Annotated in this window: 11 protein-coding genes; 6 read left to right on the top strand and 5 right to left on the bottom strand. The window is 43.1% G+C overall.

The features are described from left to right. Positions 1-9 precede the first annotated feature (9 nt). Complete coding sequence (locus tag WG943_RS19545) at positions 10-3,207, top strand: efflux RND transporter permease subunit (RefSeq protein WP_340411564.1); 3,198 nt, start codon at positions 10-12, stop codon at positions 3,205-3,207. Positions 3,208-3,305: 98 nt separating this feature from the next. Here WG943_RS19545 and WG943_RS19540 read toward each other — a convergent pair whose 3' ends face one another. After that, the gene (locus WG943_RS19540; RefSeq protein WP_340411563.1) at positions 3,306-3,779 is read right to left on the bottom strand and encodes a hypothetical protein; all 474 of its coding nucleotides are present in this window, start codon (positions 3,777-3,779) and stop codon (positions 3,306-3,308) included. Between the two features lie 238 nt (positions 3,780-4,017). Next, complete coding sequence (locus WG943_RS19535) at positions 4,018-5,016, bottom strand: GlxA family transcriptional regulator (protein WP_340411562.1); 999 nt, start codon at positions 5,014-5,016, stop codon at positions 4,018-4,020. A 174-nt stretch (positions 5,017-5,190) separates the two neighbouring features. Between WG943_RS19535 and WG943_RS19530 the strand changes: the two genes are divergently transcribed. Both WG943_RS19530 and katG read left to right on the top strand, forming a co-directional pair. Further along, the gene (locus WG943_RS19530; protein WP_340411560.1) at positions 5,191-5,616 is read left to right on the top strand and encodes an SRPBCC domain-containing protein; all 426 of its coding nucleotides are present in this window, start codon (positions 5,191-5,193) and stop codon (positions 5,614-5,616) included. Between the two features lie 707 nt (positions 5,617-6,323). After that, positions 6,324-8,579, top strand: a complete 2,256-nt coding sequence (katG, locus tag WG943_RS19525) for a catalase/peroxidase HPI (RefSeq protein ID WP_340411559.1) — start codon at positions 6,324-6,326, stop codon at positions 8,577-8,579. 282 nt (positions 8,580-8,861) lie between these two features. On the opposite strand, the gene WG943_RS19520 is transcribed toward katG, so the two are convergent. Beyond that, entirely contained in the window at positions 8,862-10,118 is a 1,257-nt protein-coding gene (locus WG943_RS19520; RefSeq protein ID WP_340411557.1) for an alpha/beta fold hydrolase, read from the bottom strand. A gap of 724 nt (positions 10,119-10,842) precedes the next feature. Here WG943_RS19520 and WG943_RS19515 point away from each other — a divergent pair. Further along, entirely contained in the window at positions 10,843-14,136 is a 3,294-nt protein-coding gene (locus tag WG943_RS19515) for a PAS domain S-box protein (RefSeq protein WP_340411555.1), read from the top strand. Beyond that, positions 14,133-14,546, top strand: coding sequence for a response regulator (locus tag WG943_RS19510; protein ID WP_340411553.1), 414 nt, complete (start codon positions 14,133-14,135; stop codon positions 14,544-14,546). The genes WG943_RS19515 and WG943_RS19510 overlap by 4 nt, the downstream gene beginning before the upstream one ends. 1,011 nt (positions 14,547-15,557) lie before the next feature. Here WG943_RS19510 and WG943_RS19505 read toward each other — a convergent pair. Both WG943_RS19505 and WG943_RS19500 read right to left on the bottom strand, forming a co-directional pair. Further along, complete coding sequence (locus WG943_RS19505; RefSeq protein WP_340411551.1) at positions 15,558-16,316, bottom strand: LytR/AlgR family response regulator transcription factor; 759 nt, start codon at positions 16,314-16,316, stop codon at positions 15,558-15,560. Continuing rightward, the gene (locus WG943_RS19500; protein WP_340411550.1) at positions 16,297-17,364 is read right to left on the bottom strand and encodes a sensor histidine kinase; all 1,068 of its coding nucleotides are present in this window, start codon (positions 17,362-17,364) and stop codon (positions 16,297-16,299) included. Before WG943_RS19500 ends, WG943_RS19505 begins: the two co-directional genes overlap by 20 nt. Before the next feature lie 294 nt (positions 17,365-17,658). On the opposite strand from WG943_RS19500, the gene WG943_RS19495 reads away from it, so the two are divergent. Beyond that, a complete protein-coding gene (locus tag WG943_RS19495; RefSeq protein WP_340411548.1) occupies positions 17,659-20,094 on the top strand; it encodes an outer membrane beta-barrel family protein in 2,436 nt (811 codons plus the stop codon). Positions 20,095-20,193: the final 99 nt, after the last annotated feature.

Here is a 20,193-nt window from a genome sequence, read left to right as displayed (position 1 = left end):
GTTAGAAACATGATATCAGAAGTATTTATAAGAAGGCCTGTCACTGCCATGGTGATCTCGATTGTGATCGTGTTGGTGGGTGTGTTGGCCATGATGAATTTGCCAGTTACGCAGTACCCGGATATTTCACCACCTACAGTATCAGTATCAGCAAATTATACTGGCTCCGATGCCTTAACGGTAGAGCAATCTGTGGCAACACCAGTAGAGACGCAGATCAACGGTACGCCAGGTATGGCTTATATTACATCTACCAATACAAGTACCGGGCAGATGAACATGTCGGTGACTTTTGAGGTGGGTACCGACATTGATATTGCTACGCTGGACGTGCAGAACCGGGCAAGTATAGCACAACCTACGTTGCCGGAAGAGGTAAGGCGACTGGGCGTAACGGTGCGCAAGCGTAATCCAAGTATCATGATGGTAATAGGTATCTATTCACCCAAAAGAACCCATGATATACAGTTCCTGGACAATTACACGAACATTTACATCAAAGATGCCTTGATGCGTGTGAGCGGGGTAGGAGACATTACCTCTATTGGCCAAGACTTTAGTATGCGCCTATGGTTGCAGCCAGATAAGCTGGCGCAGTATAACATTGGTGCCAACGAAATAACTGCTGCGATTCAAGAGCAGAACCTGCAGGTAGCAGCTGGTACAGTTGGGGGTGCGCCGCAGTATAACACGCAGGCGTTTCAATATCCGATTACAGTTACTGGCCGGCTCCAAACACAAGAGCAGTTCGGTGATATCATCATAAGAACAAATCCTGCGGATGGCTCTGTAGTATATCTGCGTGATGTGGCACGTATCGAATTTGGCCGTTTCGATTATGGCAGGCAGTCCAAAATTAACGGTAATCCTGCTACCATGATGCTGCTTTACCAGGCACCCGGTAGTAACGCCCTTGAAACCGCCGAAGGTGTTTATGCGGCACTTGATAATCTAAAAAAGACATTCCCAGCTGATGTAGACTATATCGTTTCGTTTGAGACGGTATCGGTAGTGCAGGTGTCTATTAATGAGGTGGTGAAAACGCTGGTAGAGGCGCTTATACTTGTAATTATAGTGGTATTCCTGTTCCTACAGAGCTGGCGTGCTACCCTTGTGCCTATACTTGCTATTCCCGTATCCATCATTGGTACGTTCGTATTCTTCCTGCCTTTAGGCTTTACCATCAACACGCTTACCTTGTTTGGTTTCGTGCTCTCGATTGGTATAGTAGTAGATGACGCTATTGTGGTAGTGGAGGCAGTACAGCATTATATAGACCACGAGAAGTTGTCAGCCAGAGAGGCAACCCGTAAGGCCATGAAAGACATCACGGCTCCGGTAATTGCCATCGCGCTTATACTTGCCGCCGTGTTTATCCCTGTTGGCTTCATACCAGGTATCGTAGGTAGGTTATACCAGCAGTTTGCTATTACAATCGCTATTTCAGTGTTGATCTCTGCGTTTGTGGCGCTTACGCTTACACCGGCACTTTGCTCGCTGATGCTGAAGCCGATGAACGTTAACAAGAACTCACGTGGCATCAACAAGTTCTTCTATAACTTTAATAACTGGTTTGCCCGCACCACCGAGAACTACTCGGTGGGGGTACGCAAAAGTATAAAGGCAACGCCGCTGGTGCTCATTATTTTGGCTTGTATTTATGCAGGCACCTTCGGGCTTTTTGCAACCAAACCAACAGGCTTTATTCCATCTGAGGACGAAGGCCGTATGTTTGTGTCGGTGGAGTTGCCGGAAGGTGCTTCTATGAGCAGAACGTCGGCTATACTAGAAGAGGTTGGCAAACAATTAGGTTCTGTAGAAGCTATTCGTAATTATACTTCTATTGCCGGTCTTAATGCGATAAACTTCTCCTTTAAGTCAAACAGCGGTACCTTCTTTGTGCAGCTGCAGCCGTGGGATCAGCGGAAGGATGAGGCGTCGCACCTGAATGGTGTAATGGCTGAAGTACAGCAGAAAATAGCAGGTATAAAGGAGGCCAATATCAGATTAGTGGCACCACCGGCCATACCAGGTCTGGGACAATCGGGAGGTTTTACCTTTGTGTTGCAGCAGCGCCAGGCCGGAGACGTAAAGGAGCTGGAACAGGTGATGGGGCAGTTCCTGGCAGCAGCCAATGCACGTCCGGAAATAGGTATGGCTTTTAGTTTTTTCACAGCCAAAACACCAGGCTACCATATAGATGTAGATCGTGAAAAGGCAAAAAGGCTGGGTGTGAATATTGCCGATATTTACACCACAATGTCTACTTACATGGGTAGTCGCTATGTGAATGATTTTACCCGCTACGGCCGAAACTTCAGGGTGGTAGCGCAGGCTGATACAACCTATCGTATGGATATCGGAAGCCTGAATCAGTTTTATGTAATGAACAGACAAGGGGAGGCCGTGCCATTGAGCGCTTTGGTAACATCACGTGTAGTAGAAAATGCCGCAGTAATTTCGCACTATAACCTTTTCCGTTCTGTAGACATTAACGGCAGTGCGGCTCCAGGTTACAGTAGTGGCCAGGCACTGGATGCACTGGAAGAAGTAGCGGCGCAGGTACTACCAGCTGGCTATGGGTACGAGTTTACAGGCCTAAGCCGCGAAGAGCGTGCAGCAGGTGCGAGTACGATTTATATCTTCTCACTTTCTATTATACTGGTACTGCTGTTGCTGGCTGCTCTTTACGAAAGTTGGTCGGTGCCGTTCTCTATACTTTTTGCAATACCACTAGGCATGTTCGGAGCTATACTTGCCCTTACATTGCTGCCCAAACTAGATAACAACGTGTATGCGCAAATCGGTATGATTACATTGATCGGTTTGGCCGCAAAAAATGCTATCCTGATCGTGGAGTTTGCCAAAGAGCGCGTAGATAGTGGGATGGAGCTAATCGAGGCAACTATTGAGGCTGTAAAGCTGCGTTTGCGCCCGATTATCATGACTTCGCTTGCCTTTATACTTGGTGTGGTTCCGCTGGCTTTAGCAGGCGGTGCAGGTGCCGTATCACGCCAAACAATTGGTTGGGTAGTGATAGGAGGTATGTTGGCTGCTACGTTCCTGGCCATTTTCGTAGTGCCGGTTCTTTATGTGGTTATCACAAGAATAGCCTATGGAAAGAAGGGGCTGGCCCAGTTACGTGCTCAAGGTGGCAACCTTCCGGATGATGACGGAGGTGATCCTGCCTACGTTAATCCGCACTAGCATCGTCAATTTCATAAAAAAAGTCCCGGAAGCTAAATTCCGGGACTTTTCTATTAATATACGTTTTATACTTTGTGCAATGCCCAGAGCAACTGCAGCTAAGATTGTTTTTCCTTTTCTAGTAAGCGCTCTAACCAGAAAATCATAAAAAGTGCCACCAAGTTTAAACCAATAAACTTTTGACCGTTATCAATGCCTAAGTTAAAATGAAACGAGGACAAAGCTAACCGTAACTTAAAAATCCATCCAGCCACCATATCAACTCCTATGCCCACTCGCAAACCAGCCACATACTGAAAGCCAAAGGTACCGATGGAAATATACACGACCTGCAGCAACTGATTGACAATTGAAAGTATAAGCCCACGGCGTAAATTGCGGAACAACATGCGGCCACAAAGTATAGAAAAGACATAGAGAGCACCGGCAAATAAGCTTATGCGCAAGTTTAGCTGGTCTATTACTGTTTCGCCACTAAACAGAACCCACACCGTAAGCGCAATGCCAAGTAAACCACCAACTATCTGGTAAATAGCAATGGCCTTTACTTGTTTACTAAGAGGTAAATTCAAGATAATTTTTTTGTTGGTTTAGGTGCAGAATTTCTGTTTCCTACACCTGGCAAAAGTATAAAATAAACAGCATTGGCTAAGCATATTTACTTGAGGCAATTTATAAGTATTTGTACCTAGCTACTTCATTCAATGCCTAAGCAGATTAAAAATTTAGTGTGGTTATAGGCTTGGTTTTGAACTTGAATTTATACTTTTAAACTACTTTAGAGAGATAATTAATATTGTTCGCAAAGTTTTATATTACATCGTGCTGTGGTTTATGCCGGGCCATTTTATTATACTTATTACGATACTCAATAGGGGTAAGGCCGGTTATTTTCTTGAAGATGGTTCTAAAGGCTTTTGTATCAGTATAACCCACATCAAACATTACCTCGTTAATGTTCTTTCTGCTGGTTTCGAAGCTACGTTTGGCGGCCTCCATCTTTACCCGTTGCATGTATTCCAGCACCGAGTTGTTTGTAGCTTTCTGAAAGCGGCGTTCAAAGCTTCGCCGGCCTAAAGCTACTTTATCAGCCAGCTGTTCTACAGTTATTTTATCGTTGTAGTTTTTCTCGATATACTCCTGAGCCTTGATTACTGAAACATCGTTATGATCTTTTTGTCCTTTGAAAAGCGCAAAAGCTGCCTGGCTATTACGGTCTATATCTATGGCAAAATATTTAGAGGCAAGTATAGCTGTTTCGCGGTTCGTGTACTTTTCTACCAGGTGCAGCAGCAGGTTCCAATAAGAATTGGCGCCGCCACTCGAGTAAAGCCTGTTTTCTTCGGTTATAATATTTCCGTCCGTTACTTCCACATCTGGAAACATCTCCCTGAATGCATCGGCAAAGCCCCAGTGCGTAGAGCATTTTTTACCAGTTAATAGTCCTGTAGAAGCCAGCAGAAAAGCACCTACGCAAAGTGAGGCTACTTCAGCGCCTTTGTGATATTGCTCAACAATCCAGGGAACGAATGGTTGGTTTGCCGCCACAGCGCCAGCCATGTTGCCAGCTAGTGCAGGTATAATTATGAGGTCTGTTTGATGCACCTCTTGCAGTAACTGATCAGGGTGCACTGTAAAAATGCCATTGTTTAGCTTTACTTCACTGCTGTACCCAACTATTTGCACATTAAAAAAGGGCTGCTTACCTGCTTCTACTAAAAACTGATTTACAGCTGTAAATAAATAGCGTGGGTCTGCAATAGCCTGCATTACTGATGATTCAGTAACTAAAATGGATACACTTTTCATAAATCTAATATACGATATTACTGTCGCAAAGCGCCCTTAATTTGTCGTTTTTACACAGGCTTTATGATGGGTAAACCTACTAAGTTTGAAGTATTACTACTGAGGTATGCTCGCTTAAAAAGCATCTATAATTAAGAATTTAAATTTATCATAAAACCACAAAGCAAATACAATATGGAGACTATGAACAAAACAGCCATCACCATTGAAGCGATTGTAAACGCACCTGTAAAAAAAGTATGGATGTACTGGGCAGAGCCACAACATATTATTAATTGGGCCTTCGCTTCCGATGAATGGCATGCACCATACGCTGATAATGAGCTACGGGAAGGTGGTAACTTTAAAACTACCATGGCTGCCAAAGACGAAAGTATGCGTTTTGATTTCGAAGGTGTTTATACTGCTGTAAAAGCGCACGAGTTAATTAAGTATACCATCCTGGATGGCAGAAAAGTAAGCATTTCTTTTACCGATAATGGCAGCACAACACATATAATAGAAACCTTTGAGGCGGAAGATACTTTCCCGGCGGAGGTGCAGCAAACTGGTTGGCAGGCTATACTTGATAACTTTAAAAAGTATGTTGAGTCAAACTAATTAACTATTTAAAATAGATACACACTTTGGATTAAATTTGATTAATCTCAAGTAAACTGTCGCATGTTACCATGAACACACCTTTAATAAATTTATTAAGGTCAGCGTTCCTGGTAACATGCTTTTTTATCTCCGATCTTACTACTCTGTTGTTGCCAAGTCTGTAAACATAAAATTTGCGGCATCGGCAAAAGCCATTTAATCTTTAAACCGAATCCCCCGAATACTTATAGTCTTGGTTTATACTTACCACGATTAGGAGCCTTTAACACTATTGGAGCCGTGAAATAAAATTACTCACATGCGAATCAAAGTTTAACATTTCTAAATTAAGAGCTGTGCGAGTAACAGCAAATTTCAAAACATAAAGTATAACCTTCCAAGTTATTCAACCTGCAACTTCAGTTGGCTTATCGAACTCACATTAGCCGCATCTTTTTATTAGCTTCTTAAATAGATGATTAACATCAAAGGTATCTTTAACGAGATCTTCCGTATAGTAATTCAATCTTTTTTATGGATAAAAGATAGCTCATTATACTTATCGGATAACTATAAATTATAACACATTATAGTTTTTATCTATGATCAAATAGATTTTTAGAATTACTAAAATTAGCTATCACTTTCTTAAAAGAGTATATTGAGTATAAATACTGCAATAACATCAAGATCATATCCATCTCTAAACTTTTTTAACCTTAACCATGGAACATAAAAAAGACAGACATGTAGCCCCTAACACCCCAGTATGGGATACCAATGAATCCAGAAGATGCCCTTTTATGGGTGGAGCTGTACATTTTACGGCAGGTAGCGGAAGATCAAACCGCGACTGGTGGCCAGATATGTTAAACCTACGGATACTGCATCAGCATTCTTCAAAATCTAACCCTATGGGAGAGGATTTTAACTATGCAGAGGAGTTTAAAAAACTAGACCTAAATGCTGTAAAGCAGGATCTTTATGACCTGATGACAGATTCACAGGATTGGTGGCCGGCAGACTATGGGCACTATGGTCCGCTTTTTATTAGGATGGCTTGGCATAGCGCAGGTACTTATCGCATTGCCGACGGACGTGGCGGAGCCAGTTCAGGATCACAACGGTTTGCCCCCCTGAACAGCTGGCCAGATAATGCTAACCTTGATAAAGCTCGTTTGCTGCTTTGGCCTATCAAGCAGAAGTATGGCAAAAAGATATCATGGGCAGACCTGATGATATTGGCAGGTAACTGCGCCCTCGAATCAATGGGTTTCAAAACTTTTGGCTTTGGCGGCGGAAGGGTAGATGTTTGGGAGCCGGAGGAAGATATTTACTGGGGATCAGAAGGAGAGTGGTTAGGAAATAAAGAGAGACATGCAGGTGGCGTGCTGGAAAACCCGTTAGCCGCTTCTCACATGGGGTTAATCTATGTAAACCCAGAGGGGCCGAATGGTAACCCTGATCCGCTTGCTGCAGCGCAGGACATTCGTGAGACCTTTGGTCGTATGGCCATGAATGATTACGAAACCGTTGCCTTAATTGCAGGTGGTCATACTTTTGGTAAAACACATGGCGCCGGCGACCCGCGCGATTATGTAGGTGTAGAACCTGCTGGTGCCGACATTGCAGAAATGGGACTTGGCTGGAGAAACACATTAGGCAAAGGACATTCAGAACATACTATTACGAGTGGTTTGGAAGGTGCCTGGACCACTACTCCGACAAAATGGAGCAACAATTTTTTTGAAAACCTGTTCGGGTTCGAGTGGGAACTGACGAAAAGCCCGGCAGGTGCTCATCAGTGGAAGCCAAAGGGTGATGCAGGCGAAGGTACCGTGCCTGACGCACACGATCCTTCTAAAAAACATGCTCCCTTTATGCTCACCACCGACATCGCCTTGCGTGATGATCCTTCTTACGGTGAAATATCCAGACGCTTTTTAGAAAATCCAGATGAGTTTGCAGATGCATTCGCGCTGGCATGGTATAAACTGACGCATCGGGATATGGGTCCTATTACCCGCTACCTTGGTCCGGAAGTACCTGAAGAAGAATTAATCTGGCAAGATCCAATCCCGGCCGTAACTCATGATTTGGTCAACGATAATGACATCACTAATCTGAAAAGCAAGATACTGGAGTCAGGACTTTCCGTTTCTCAGTTAGTTTCTACTGCGTGGGCATCGGCCTCTACGTACCGCGATTCTGATAAGAGAGGAGGCGCAAACGGTGGACGAATTCGTTTGGAGCCACAAAAGTACTGGGAAGTAAACAACCCGACTGTACTGGGAAGAGTGCTTGAGGTTTATGAAGGCATACAGCAGGAGTTTAATCATACACAGAACAATGGCAAACAGATCTCTATGGCTGACCTGATTATACTTGGAGGTTGCGCGGGTATTGAGAAGGCTGCCAAAGATGCTGGGTATGAAGTTAAAGTACCGTTTTCACCCGGACGTACGGATGCTACAAAAGAGCAAACTGATTGGGACGCATTTGCTGTACTGGAGCCAAATGCAGACGGGTTCCGTAACTATTACAGAAACCGCGATAACATTTCTGCCTCAGCAGAGGAGATGCTGATTGACCGCGCGCAACTCATGAGTCTTACAGTACCTGAGCTGACCGTTTTGTTAGGAGGTATGCGTGTGCTTAATACCAACTATGACCAATCCAAGCGAGGTGTGTTTACAAACCAACTTGAAGTCCTTACAAACGATTTCTTTGTAAACCTACTCGACATGGGTATTACCTGGAAGGCGACTTCGGAAGCCGCTAATGAGTTTGAAGGCCGTGACCGTAAAACTGGCGAAGTAAAATGGACCGGTAGCAGGGTTGATTTAATTTTCGGATCAAATTCGGAACTGCGTGCTATTGCCGAAGTTTATGGTTGTTCAGATTCAAAAGAACGCTTTATCAAAGACTTCATCAAAGCATGGGATAAGGTGATGAACCTAGATCGTTTTGATATAAAGTAAGTGCCGCAGCTAATGGCGAAGATTTTATCTTTTCCAAAAGCTGCTGGGAAACTAAATAAATAAGGGTACCCATTAAAATAGGTACCCTTATTTATTTAGTTTATACTTTACACTATAAATTCGGAGCAGTGGCAGTAATTAATCCATACTAAACTTATTAACCTAAAATAGTTTATTAAATTATACATGTTTATGTACAGGACCGTTTTATACAATAAAGAAGTCTAGGCGCTTACTTGTTAAGATTTATATTATTGATGGTTTTAATAATGTATCTAACTACTATCCTTGCAATCTTTTAGACTTTTTTAGCTGCTTGATCTTTTCCAAGTTACTTTTACTGTTTTTAAGTGTGGAGGCGTCATTTGCAGAGGTAGCGAGTTCGATAGCTTTGTTAAATTGCTCTTCAGCCTGTTTTAGTCTTCCTTGTTTAAGCAATGCTTCCCCATAACTATCAAATGCATTAGCCGAGGCAGCATAAGCCTGGGTATTATACTTAAAGATAAGCAGCGCAACAGGCATAGTGGCGGGGTTGTTAAGGTACTGGTAGGCGATGGTGTTGATAGTGCGCTCGCCGAACCCGGAACTTTTTAACCCATCAAACACTACTTCTTCGGCTTTGGGTTCTTTTAGCTGTTTTAGGTACGCGGCAGCCTGCACAAACTGACCCTCTAAGGCCATCATTTTAGCCTCGTGCTCCTGCAGGGCCTTTTCTTTTGTTGCCGCTTGCACCACCTGGCTGATGGCATTAATCACCAGTTCCGGCTCCTCTCTATGTATGTTATGGCCACTATTGGCTGTTATTATATGGGCGCCGCTAGTGAACTGGCCGAACAACTCACTGTGCAGTGCTCGCCATACTTCTACGCCTTTGGGCTCGTGAAGAAACAATTCTGGACTGGGCCTTTTCTGCACCGAGGTAAGTACCACAGCAGGTATCTGCGGCAGCTTCCCATAATCAGGCAAAGCAGCCTTATCGAAGATCCTGTTCATAGCTTCATTCTCCTGCTTGAATTTGTCTGGCATAAAGCTGTTCTGAAGTTCTATGTCTTTTACCGCTTTGGCATAATCTGCCTTCTTCAGTTCCTGCATCATTTTCTCATGCGCCGGATCAACGAATACTAGTCCTTTCACTTTATCTGGGTGCTGCGCCGCGTATAACCTGATGATGAAGGCACCGTAGGAATGGCCTACTAGAATGAAGGGCGGTTTCAGCCTTGCCTGCTCAATAAGAGTGCTTAAATTCTGTACCGCTGTCTCGAGTGTTTGAGGTTTCGGGTTTGCTTCTGACTTACCTGTTCCGGCTCTTGAATACAGCATGACCTGGTTTGAATTCATGACTTCCGCAGCCACGTTGCCCCATACTTTGTAGTCCGTCCCAAAGCCTGATTCAAATATGACGGTATATGTGCCAGTACCTGCCTGTATCATCTCAAGGGAGTGATCACCAACATTGATCATTTTGGTTTGTTGGGCAGAAGTTAATACCATACTCCCAAAGAAACACAGCACCAGTAAGTAAACTTTTTTGATTGTCATAGTTTTAGTTGTTTAGAATTGTTAAAGGTTAAATAAGGCTGTTTAAGACAGCAGGAGCAGTTACATACTCCGACTATCCTATCTGCATTAACTACTATTTTGGTTGAGTTAATATATTCACCAAGCAGTATAAAGTTATAAATGGTACTAGGTAATGCAAAGTACCAGTATTCATTTTTCTAAACTTTTAGACTAACCAGTATTTTTTGTCTCTAAACACCGATCTGCACTGGGCGATAGAGACTAAATTTACAAGAGTTGTTAGGTTAGCTTTTTGCCCGTTCCCAAATCCTATAACATCATGATTTTTCAGGAGCTAAACGGCAAGCTGCTTTAGCATTTAGATTGTGCAAAGAAGTTCAGTACTAATGGAAGTTCTTTCTAGTAAATCAACGAATTGAATTATCGAGCCATTTCCACAGAGATTTTAGTGTCCTCAGCATTTTTCTAGAGAGAGGAGGAGTAGCCGTTCACATTATCCTAAACCTTATAACATGCTGCATATATCATCATTGTATTTGTGGTAATATAACAAAACCAATAAACTAATAGGATGTAACATTGAAATTTATTGGATGTGATGATATTGAAAAAAAAAGACTTACCCTTGTCAATTATTTGCCAAACTTGAGATTTAAAACGAAATGCAGCTTTTCTTATAGTTGGTGTATACGAATTATATTGATGTTTAAATTCAGGGGTAAAATATAACTTTAATAAGCAGATGTTGAAGGGGGATAAAACAGTGTTTGAGAAAATGCTTAACCTGTCGTCGGATTTATTCGGAAGCATAAACAGAGAAGGTTTCATCGTATATATCAGCGAGGCATGTCAAAGCACCTTGGGCTACCAGAGATCAGAGCTTCTAGGGCAACATATCTCTGAGTTTTTGCATTCCGAAGAGATAGAGCGTACGAACGCAGCCATTAGGGAGCTACTCGAGAATGTACCTAAAACTACCTTTTGTAACAGAAACATCCACAAGAACGGGACTGTGGTTTATATTCATTGGTCAGTAGTATGGTCAGAAGAAGATAATGTTCTCTACTTTGTGGGCCGGGAGATAACAAATCAGAAGCCCAATGCAGGGTTAATTTTTCGAAAGGATGAACCTCATCAGGCTCTTTGTGAACACGGCTCCGACATGCTAGCCCTGTTCAACGCAAACCTTGAGTTTACTTACAGTAGCGGTTCAACAGCCAGATTGTTGGGATATTCACCAGATCAATTGATCGGGGTTAACGCATTGACACTTGTCCACCCAAATGATTTGCCTTTGGTTGAAGAAAAATTAGCGCTGGTCCTGGCATCTGAAGACCACGATGCGATTCCAGATTTCAGGTTCCAACACGCAAACGGTGAGTGGCGCTGGCTTGAGACTTCTCTGAGCAATCAACTAGGCAATCCGGCAGTTTGTGCCTTGGTAACTAGCACCAGAGATGTCACGGAAAAGTATCTGGACAGGCAACGGCTAATGGAGAGTGAGCAGCTGTTCAGATCTATGTTTGAAGAGAATCCAGACACTGTTCTGATTGAAGATAGGGAAGGCGTTATTCTAGACGCAAACAAAGCAGCCGAAGGAAGTTTTGGTATACCCAGAGCAGAAATTATAGGAAAGCATATAACGGATTTTATACCTCCTGATACTGTCACGCTTTGCATGCAGCATCTGAGCGACGCATGTGAGGGCAAAATAGTAAGGTTTGAGCTTAGTTCTACTTTTGAAGGCCATGGAGAGTTGGTGCTGGACATCACTAAAATACCAATGAGCGCCAACGGCAAAGTGAAGGGCGTGTACACGGTTGTCAAAAACATTACGGCAAAGGTTAATTTCTACAAAGCCACAGAAGAGCATGCGCGCAAGCTCATCACAATTTTTGAGAGTATTACGGACGCTTTCTGTACAATCGATCGGAATTGGAAATACACCTATGTTAATAATGAGTTTGAACGTCTTACAGGTTTTAGGAAAGAAGATGTTGTAGGCAAAACCTTCTTTGAACTGTATCCTAATGAAGGCAACACTGAGTTTTACAGGAACTACAGGCAGGCAATGGAGACAGGGAATAGTGCGCATTTCGATGCTTACTCTCCTGAACATGGGAATTGGTTCGAGTTGAAAGTTTTTCCATCGACAGAAGGAATCTCTATTTACTTCAGCGACATTACAGATAAAGTTAAGGCACAACAAGAAGTAAAGAGGCTTTCACTTGTGGCAAGCAGCACAACGAACGGCGTGGTTATTTTGGATCTTAACAGGAGAGTTGAATGGGTAAACGAAGGCTTTACTAAGTTGACCGGTTACAGTTTAGAGGAAGCAGTAGGGAAAATGCCTCTTGAGTTCCTTGCCCACGAACAGACAGACGAGGCTGGTCTAGCTGCGGTAAAGGAGCAGGTGATCAATGGTCAGCCAATTGCTTTTGAGGTGCTCAACAAGACAAAAGACGGGAAAGACCTGTGGCTATCCATAAAGGAGAACCCTATACTTGGGGAAGACGGAAGATTAGCAGGCTATGTCAGTTTGCAAACTGACATTACAGCTATGAAAAAGTATCAGCAAGAACTTGAGTTGCTTTCGCTGGTGGCAAGCAAGACAACGCATGGGGTTATCATCACAGGTGCGGAAGGATTGACGGAATGGGTGAACGAGGGCTTTACAAATCTCACCGGTTATTCAGCCGCCGAGATAATCGGTAGGAGACCTGGTTCCCTTTTGCATGGGGCTGAAACTGACCAAAAGACTGTAAGGTTCATGCGTGAAATGCTCAATAAAGCAGTGCCTTTCAACACCAACATCATCAACTACAGAAAGACAGGGGAAAAGGTGTGGTTCTCTATGGACATTACGCCTATTCGAGATAATTCTGGTCAGGTTATCAAGTTTATTGCTATACAAAAGGATATCACAGAAAGGAAGGAAATACAACAGGAGCTAGAGAAACTATCCTTGGTTGCAAACAAGACGAATAATGGTGTGATTATAGCTGATAGAGACTGGAAGATTGAATGGGTGAACGAAGGTTTTTCAAAACTGACTGGCTATACCTCGCCAGAGGCTGCTGGCAATACACCGTCTGAGTTGCTGCATAAACACAGCCAAGGGAGCAAGGCTTTTAATTTACTGGAAGAAAAGCTCCTGAAGGGAGAGTCGGTTTCCTTTGAAGAGCTTATTCACAAGAAAAGCGGTGAGGAGGCATGGGTGAGTGTAGACATAACAGCCATTTTTGATGAGAACGGGGAGCCGTCAAGATTCATTGAAGTTCACACAGAAATCACTCTGCTAAAAGAGAAGGAGTTAGAGCTTTCAAAGCTCACGACAGACCTAAACAATCAAAACAGTGACCTGCAGCAGTTCACCTACATTGTCTCGCACAACCTTCGGGCCCCGGTGGCCAATGCCCTAGGGCTTGCTGACTTGCTGACGAGGGCTGATAGAAATACGGACATGTTTGACCTCTCGCTTGCTAATCTGAAAGAGAGTATCGTCCGACTTGACACGGTCATGAAGGACATGAACACCATCCTTAGTATACGGGATAGCAAAGGGAATCTGGAAACAGAGGATGTTAGTGTCAGGCCGGTCATTGAGCAGGTAGTTTCTTCTTTACATGCTTCGCTTAGTGGCTGCGGTGGCGTTGTAACTAATAGCATACCAGAGGGGCTTTGTGTCAGTGCAAACAAAGCGTACCTCTATAGCGTCTTCTATAACCTGCTGTCGAATGCCATTAAGTATAGGTCCGAAGAACGTGCTCTTGCTGTATCTATTAAATGTATCAACAACACTGAAAAAGGCACACTTATCTCTTTTTCCGACAATGGTTCAGGCTTTGATCTGCAAAAAGCCCAAGGCAATGTCTTCAAGCTCTACAAGCGGTTCCATGCTGACAAAAAAGGTAGGGGAATCGGCCTGTATCTGGTAAGGACCCACTTAGAGGCAATCGGGGGCCATGTGGAGGTAACGAGCCAAATTGGAGCAGGTACCAAATTTCTAATTTACTTACGCAAAACTATAGCATGAGAATTTTCCTCATTGACGATGACAGGCTAAGCATATTTCTTACTGAGAGTATGCTGGCTTTAGAAGGTTTAACACATAAAACTAAGTCGTACTATTCGGCCGAAGAAGCATTAGAGGCCTTAAGTTCGGGTGGAGATGACACTATTCCTAATCTGATCTTTTTAGATTTAAATATGCCTGTTATGGACGGCTGGGCCTTTTTGGACGCACTTGCTTATACCCAACTTAACCTAAAAATACAGAAGAAGTGCCGCATCTATATTCTGACTTCCTCACTTGATCTGTCAGACACTTTAAGAACGAAAGAATACCCGCTTGTATCAGGGCTTATACACAAGCCAATCAAGAGCGAAGACATTGAATTTATATTTTCACAATATTCAACACAGCATCAGATCCCTTATAAGTAAAATGCAATATTAGGTGTAGCGCTTTTACTTATAAAATAACACTCTTAAATACTCTCTTGTCTCTGAGAAAGAGTAGCGACGCCAAAATAGGCTAATTAGCTACAAAGGCTTGGATCACTATGAAAGGGCAGGATCCCTCCAGCATGTGGTAAGTATAAAAGTGTACATTTTCAACGTACCGATTGCGTTTGTGAATTTTGAAGATAGAGAGGTTGTGCTGGTTAACTTTAGCGTAGGGTTGGATATAGTTTAGGAACTTGATAGGGAGGTACTATTATGCTCACACGCCATCCTCAGAGATGAGGTAATTGTATTTGAAACCGTAAGGCAAGAGCCATGCCTGCTCTGAAATCCTTTTTTCAGGTGACTTTGGTCTAAGCTTCTATATAGGCACAACACTGCAGTCACAAGATGTCTTAAACATAGAAGTACTTGATATTGCTGATAAAAAGCCAACGCAGTTTATTATTGAAGACAGGGGACTACTACGAAGCTAAGCTGTCGTTATAATCGAAGAGGTTGAACAGCTAACTGCTATTAGCGGCAGGTAAGACCACAGCATTTTATTACGGAAAGCAACGGGTGCAGACAAATCGTATTAGCATTGCAGAGCTGTATGCAAGTGCTCTAGAGCTCAAGCACTTTTTTAATACTGTAGTGATTTGAAGTGTTCTATTTTCCTGTCAAACCTAGATAACTGAAACTGTACACGATTGGAAAATTAACTTCTAACAGCTAAGGCGAAAGGGAGTTTAGTTGCTTGCCAGTATATAAGCCTCTCTTGCAGCCTTATCCGTTTTTGATAGAAGTGAGTGTTACAACTAAAAGGGATGAATTTTGAACTAAAAAAGCCGCTCTATTTAAAATAGAGCGGCTTTTTTATTGTGGTAGCCCGTAGGATAGAATTATCGAACCTTTTCCACAGGGATTTGGCCAACTTATAACTGTACTTGCAGGAGAGTAGTTGAGCATGCTATCCTATCGTTTGACAATATAATTTTGCTATAGCAACTACATATCCAGCCACACCTTAAAGTCTGAGGCCTTATTGCTGCTAATGATAACATCTTTCTCTGTGGTAGGCTGTAGGAGAAGAGTTAATCGGCCTTTAAAGTAGGGGCGTACCTCCTGCACGGCATCAATGTGTATTATAAGCTGCCTGCTTGCCCTGAAAAAGACAGCGCTGTCGAGTTGCTCTTCCAACTGGTCGAGGGTATAGTTGATGATAAAGCGTTTTACTTGCTTTGTTACAAGAAACACTACGCCTTCTTCTGCCCAGAAGTAAGCCACTTCTTCCACTGAAATGGCCTTAATCCCCTGGCCCTGCTTCACCAAAAACCTGGATTTTATTTGCTGCTGTGGTTGTTGCGCCTGCAGTAACTGGTGCAGGTTATGTATTTCTAGCGGCAAGGGACGGTGCTGGTTTTCATACTTCTTTAAAGCAAGAGCCACATCTTCGGTCTTGATAGGTTTTAGCAGGTAATCTATACTGTTTACCTTAAATGCTTCTATAGCATACTGGTTATAGGCAGTCGTGAAGATAACCGGACAGTTAACTACTACCTGCCTGAAAATCTCAAAACTGTTGCCATCAGAGAGGTGTATGTCGCAGAAGATCAGGTCGGGAGCCTGGTTAAAGGTAAACCACTGTACCGCTTCTTCCACAGAACCCAGCTTCGAGAGAATCTCTGTCTGTGGCCGTAGTTTTTTTACAAGAGCGGAAAGCGCATCGGCTGCTAATTGCTCGTCCTCAAGTATAACTACTTTCATATGGGGCTACATCAAGTAAAGGTAAAGCTACCATAAAAGATCCTTCGGTTTGGGTTACTTCTACTTTTTCATCAGTAAAATACTTATACCTGCTGATGATGTTCTGCAACCCTACCTTAGTGGATTTTAGCTCATCAAGGCGGGGCTGTAGGTTGTTTTCAACTACCAGCTTATCATTTTTAACATAAATGGAGATGTGCAGCGGTTTATTTATAGTAGAGCCGTTGTGTTTTATAGCATTTTCAAGGAGCATCTGCAGGGAGGTAGGAGGTAACTGCAAGTGCAGGTAGGGGGATGGTACGTCTACTTTGAATTGCACGTTTCCACCAAAGCGGGTCTGCATCAGGTAGATGTAAGCATTTGCCAGCTCAAGTTCTTTTTCAAGCGTTACCAGTGGCTTGTCACCACTATCAAGCAGCGCCCGGTATACTTCCGAGAGTTGACTTAGAAATGTTGCTGCTTTGTCCGGATCAATATGGATAAGTGAGTTGAGTACATTTAAGCTGTTAAAGAGGAAGTGCGGATTTACCTGGTTCTTCAACGCTTCCAACTGTGCCCTGAAGTTTTCTTTCTGCAACTGCTCAGCGCGTAAATGCTCTGCCTGCAGTTCTTTCCTGTTACGTTCACGCTCAACAAAATAATAGAAGAACAAAGCAGCAACGCTACTGATGACATAGGCCAGGCGCACCCGTTCGGGCAACAGGTTTACTTCTGCATCTGCCACGTAATAGACTAGCCTATAAGGAACATAGTAAAGCAGGAAGCAAAGGGTAACGCTGCTGGCTACTACCGTGATGCCTTCCAAAACAGTTTTCCAGCCGCCTGAAATGCGACTAAGAGGACCTGATGAAAATGCCTTCGAAATAAAACTGTTTGCAACAAAGATGGCCAGCAGAAAGAAAAAAGCAACTACCAGCTCCACTAATATACCTGTGTTAAAAAATAAGATGGTGCCCTGGTGTACAAACACCAAAGCGTAGTATAAAAGCACTGTCGTCAGGGCGGCGATTGCAAGCTGTCTCAGGAAGGGTTTATACTTGTCACGCATCTTACTTAAGATAGAACTAAAAAATTAGCTGTAGGGTAGGGTTAGGTTAACATATATTTCCTGACCGAAGTAACTCTTTTTGCAGCTCAAAAACAAGTATAGGGATTGATCATAACAGCCTGGGTTCCTCTTTGCTGATTCCGTTTCATTACCTGATAAGCCCACTTCAACTATCGCATATCCCATTTCATTCGGTTCATGTCCGGCTTCATCAGAAACAGATTTCTATCCTGTATGTGATGCTACATCTTTGGATCAACTAATTGATTTCAGGACAAATAAAACTTAATGAAAATGAAAAATTTACAACACATTATCATTCTGCTGCTGATAACAGCTTTACCGCAGACAGGCTTTAGCCAAGTAAATGGCTTTTTAACAGGCGCAGTAAAAGATGAGCAGGGGCAGCCGGTGGGCTTTGCCAATGTAGCCCTTTTAAAAGCTGCTGACTCCGCCGTCGTAAACGGTACTACCGCTGATGCCGAAGGCAGATTCCAAATCAAATCACCTGCAAAAGGTACCTACTTTCTGCGATTTAATTTTCTGGGGTATGTGCAGTTTAACGCTGCGCCTTTTGACGTAACCGGCGAAGATTTTACAAAAGACTTCGGAAGTACTATTTTAAAAGAAAATACACAGGTATTGCAGGAGGTAGTGGTGCAAGGCATGCGCCCAACCGTAGTTGCCTATGCAGATAAAATGGTAGTGAACGTGGAAGGAACTGCTATGGCAGGCGGCAGTACGGCGTATGAAATATTATCTAAATCTCCTGGTGTCTGGATTGATCAGAACGGCGACCTGAAGCTGAATGGTAAAGCGGATGTGAAAGTTATGATCAACAACAAGCTTGTTTACCTGAGCGGTAAGGAACTGCAAAACCTGCTTCAAAATGTGTCTGGCGAAAACATCAAAGAGCTGGAGATCATTACTAACCCATCTGCTAAGTATGATGCAGAAGGCGCGTCAGGCATCATTAACATTAACCTGAAGCAAAACAAAGACACAGGCTTAAACGGGAGCTTGCATTCCAGTTACCAGTACAACGAACTGAACAGCTACACAGCTGGTGCTGATGTGAATCATAAAAAAGGAGCATGGAGCTCGTTTGCTAGTTTTGATTTTGCCGAGCGCGCCAACCTCCGAACGAACAAAATGAAGCGCACCTTCCGGAACCAGCAGGACAGCAGCCTTGACCAGAACCTGAAAGAGGAAGGAACAAGAACAATACCCACTATTAGAGTAGGCTCAGACGTTGACCTAAACCAGCGACACACCCTTGGCTTCATGGCCGATGTATCCGTTTACAACACAGAAAACAATATCAGAACCTTGGCTAAAATGGTAGATGGAAATCCGGAAAATGACGTACTGATTGATGCGCTGAACAATGGAAAGGCTTACAAGCAAAACAGCACCTTAAACCTGCATTATCTGGGCAAACTGGATACACTGGGCACCACACTTTCTGCAGACCTTAATTATGTGCGACTCTACAGCCAGGACGATGCCACTTTCGTGAATCGTATAGATAGCCTTGGTATACCTGCCGATATTTCCATTAACAGGCTGATGTATGACAACCCAAACAACTACGACATCTATGCTGCAAAAGCAGATTTAACAAAAGCTGTAGGCAAAGCAGGCAAACTGGAATTAGGTGCGAAAGCAAGTCGCGTGATCTCTGACAATGAACTGAAGTTTTATATAAAGATAGATGGTAAGATGCAATCTGATCTGAAGCGAAGTAACCACTTTATTTATCAGGAGAACATTCTAGCTGCTTATGTTTCCTATTCCACCGCTATTGGTGAAAAACTAACTATACAGGCAGGGCTTCGTGCTGAGCAAACGTTTACTAAAGGCAATTCCGTTACTATGGAACAAATTACATACAGAGAATATTTTAAGCTGTTTCCTACTTTGTTTGTTCTACATACACTTAGTGATAACTACCAGGTAAGCTATTCTTATAGCCGCCGTATTAACAGACCTCAGTATAGTGCCCTAAACCCTTTTATATTCTACATTGACCCATATTCCTGGGTGGTAGGTAATCCATACTTAAAGCCGCAGTACACAAAGTCTCTCAATATTACGCAAAACTTTAGCCAACGCTACAATGTGGTTTTAGGATATGCTGTAACCAAAGACTTTATAGCAGAGATACCACAACAGAATGCAACCGATAAAACTACTTACTTCCAGCAGCAGAATGTGGAAGATATGAAGAGTTTTAACGCCACAATTGTAGCACCGATACAAATATTGCCCATGTGGCAAGCCAACAATACAGCTACGATCGTTTATCAGAAGTTCACAAAAGAAATGGATCAGCAAATGCTGGCAAATAAGCAAGTGTCTTTCATGCTGCAATCCGGGCATACCCTGCAACTGCCAAAAGATGTAAGACTAGAGGTAAATACCAGCTACCAGGGACCAATGGCCTATGGTTTATACCAGATTAATACTAACTGGGGAGTAGATGCAGGCCTAAAGCGCTCTTTTATGAACGACAAGCTGGACGTGAGCATGAGCGTGACAGATATTTTCAAGACCAAACAAATGGCAGGAACTATAAACATAGACGGCAATACAATTACAGCTGATCAATACAGGGGAACACAAAGCTTTAAGATCAGTCTTCGATACCGATTCAGCAAGGGTAGTGAGTTTAAGTCAGGTAAGAAAAGTATAAACCTGGATGAAGTGAACAGAGCGGGTGGTAAATAAATCATGCCTGTAGTATAGCTCCACTGAATTTGTGCAAAATTTAGCATTAAGTTCTGATTAAGTCCTGAATCAGAAGAGGCGCTTGTCTTGTTGGCAGGC

The organism is Pontibacter sp. H249 (assembly GCF_037892465.1).
Lineage (GTDB): Bacteria > Bacteroidota > Bacteroidia > Cytophagales > Hymenobacteraceae > Pontibacter.
The sequence above is the reverse complement of the archived record's forward strand: the minus strand, read 5'-3'. Positions and strand labels throughout refer to the sequence as shown.

Coding starts and splice junctions, on each gene's coding strand:
- WG943_RS19545 (WP_340411564.1), top strand. CDS start 10: ATGATATCAGAAGTATTTATAAGAAGGCCTGTCACTGCCATGGTGATC.
- WG943_RS19535 (WP_340411562.1), bottom strand. CDS start 5,016: ATGAAAAGTGTATCCATTTTAGTTACTGAATCATCAGTAATGCAGGCT.
- WG943_RS19530 (WP_340411560.1), top strand. CDS start 5,191: ATGGAGACTATGAACAAAACAGCCATCACCATTGAAGCGATTGTAAAC.
- katG (WP_340411559.1), top strand. CDS start 6,324: ATGGAACATAAAAAAGACAGACATGTAGCCCCTAACACCCCAGTATGG.
- WG943_RS19520 (WP_340411557.1), bottom strand. CDS start 10,118: ATGACAATCAAAAAAGTTTACTTACTGGTGCTGTGTTTCTTTGGGAGT.
- WG943_RS19515 (WP_340411555.1), top strand. CDS start 10,843: ATGTTGAAGGGGGATAAAACAGTGTTTGAGAAAATGCTTAACCTGTCG.
- WG943_RS19510 (WP_340411553.1), top strand. CDS start 14,133: ATGAGAATTTTCCTCATTGACGATGACAGGCTAAGCATATTTCTTACT.
- WG943_RS19505 (WP_340411551.1), bottom strand. CDS start 16,316: ATGAAAGTAGTTATACTTGAGGACGAGCAATTAGCAGCCGATGCGCTT.
- WG943_RS19500 (WP_340411550.1), bottom strand. CDS start 17,364: ATGCGTGACAAGTATAAACCCTTCCTGAGACAGCTTGCAATCGCCGCC.
- WG943_RS19495 (WP_340411548.1), top strand. CDS start 17,659: ATGAAAAATTTACAACACATTATCATTCTGCTGCTGATAACAGCTTTA.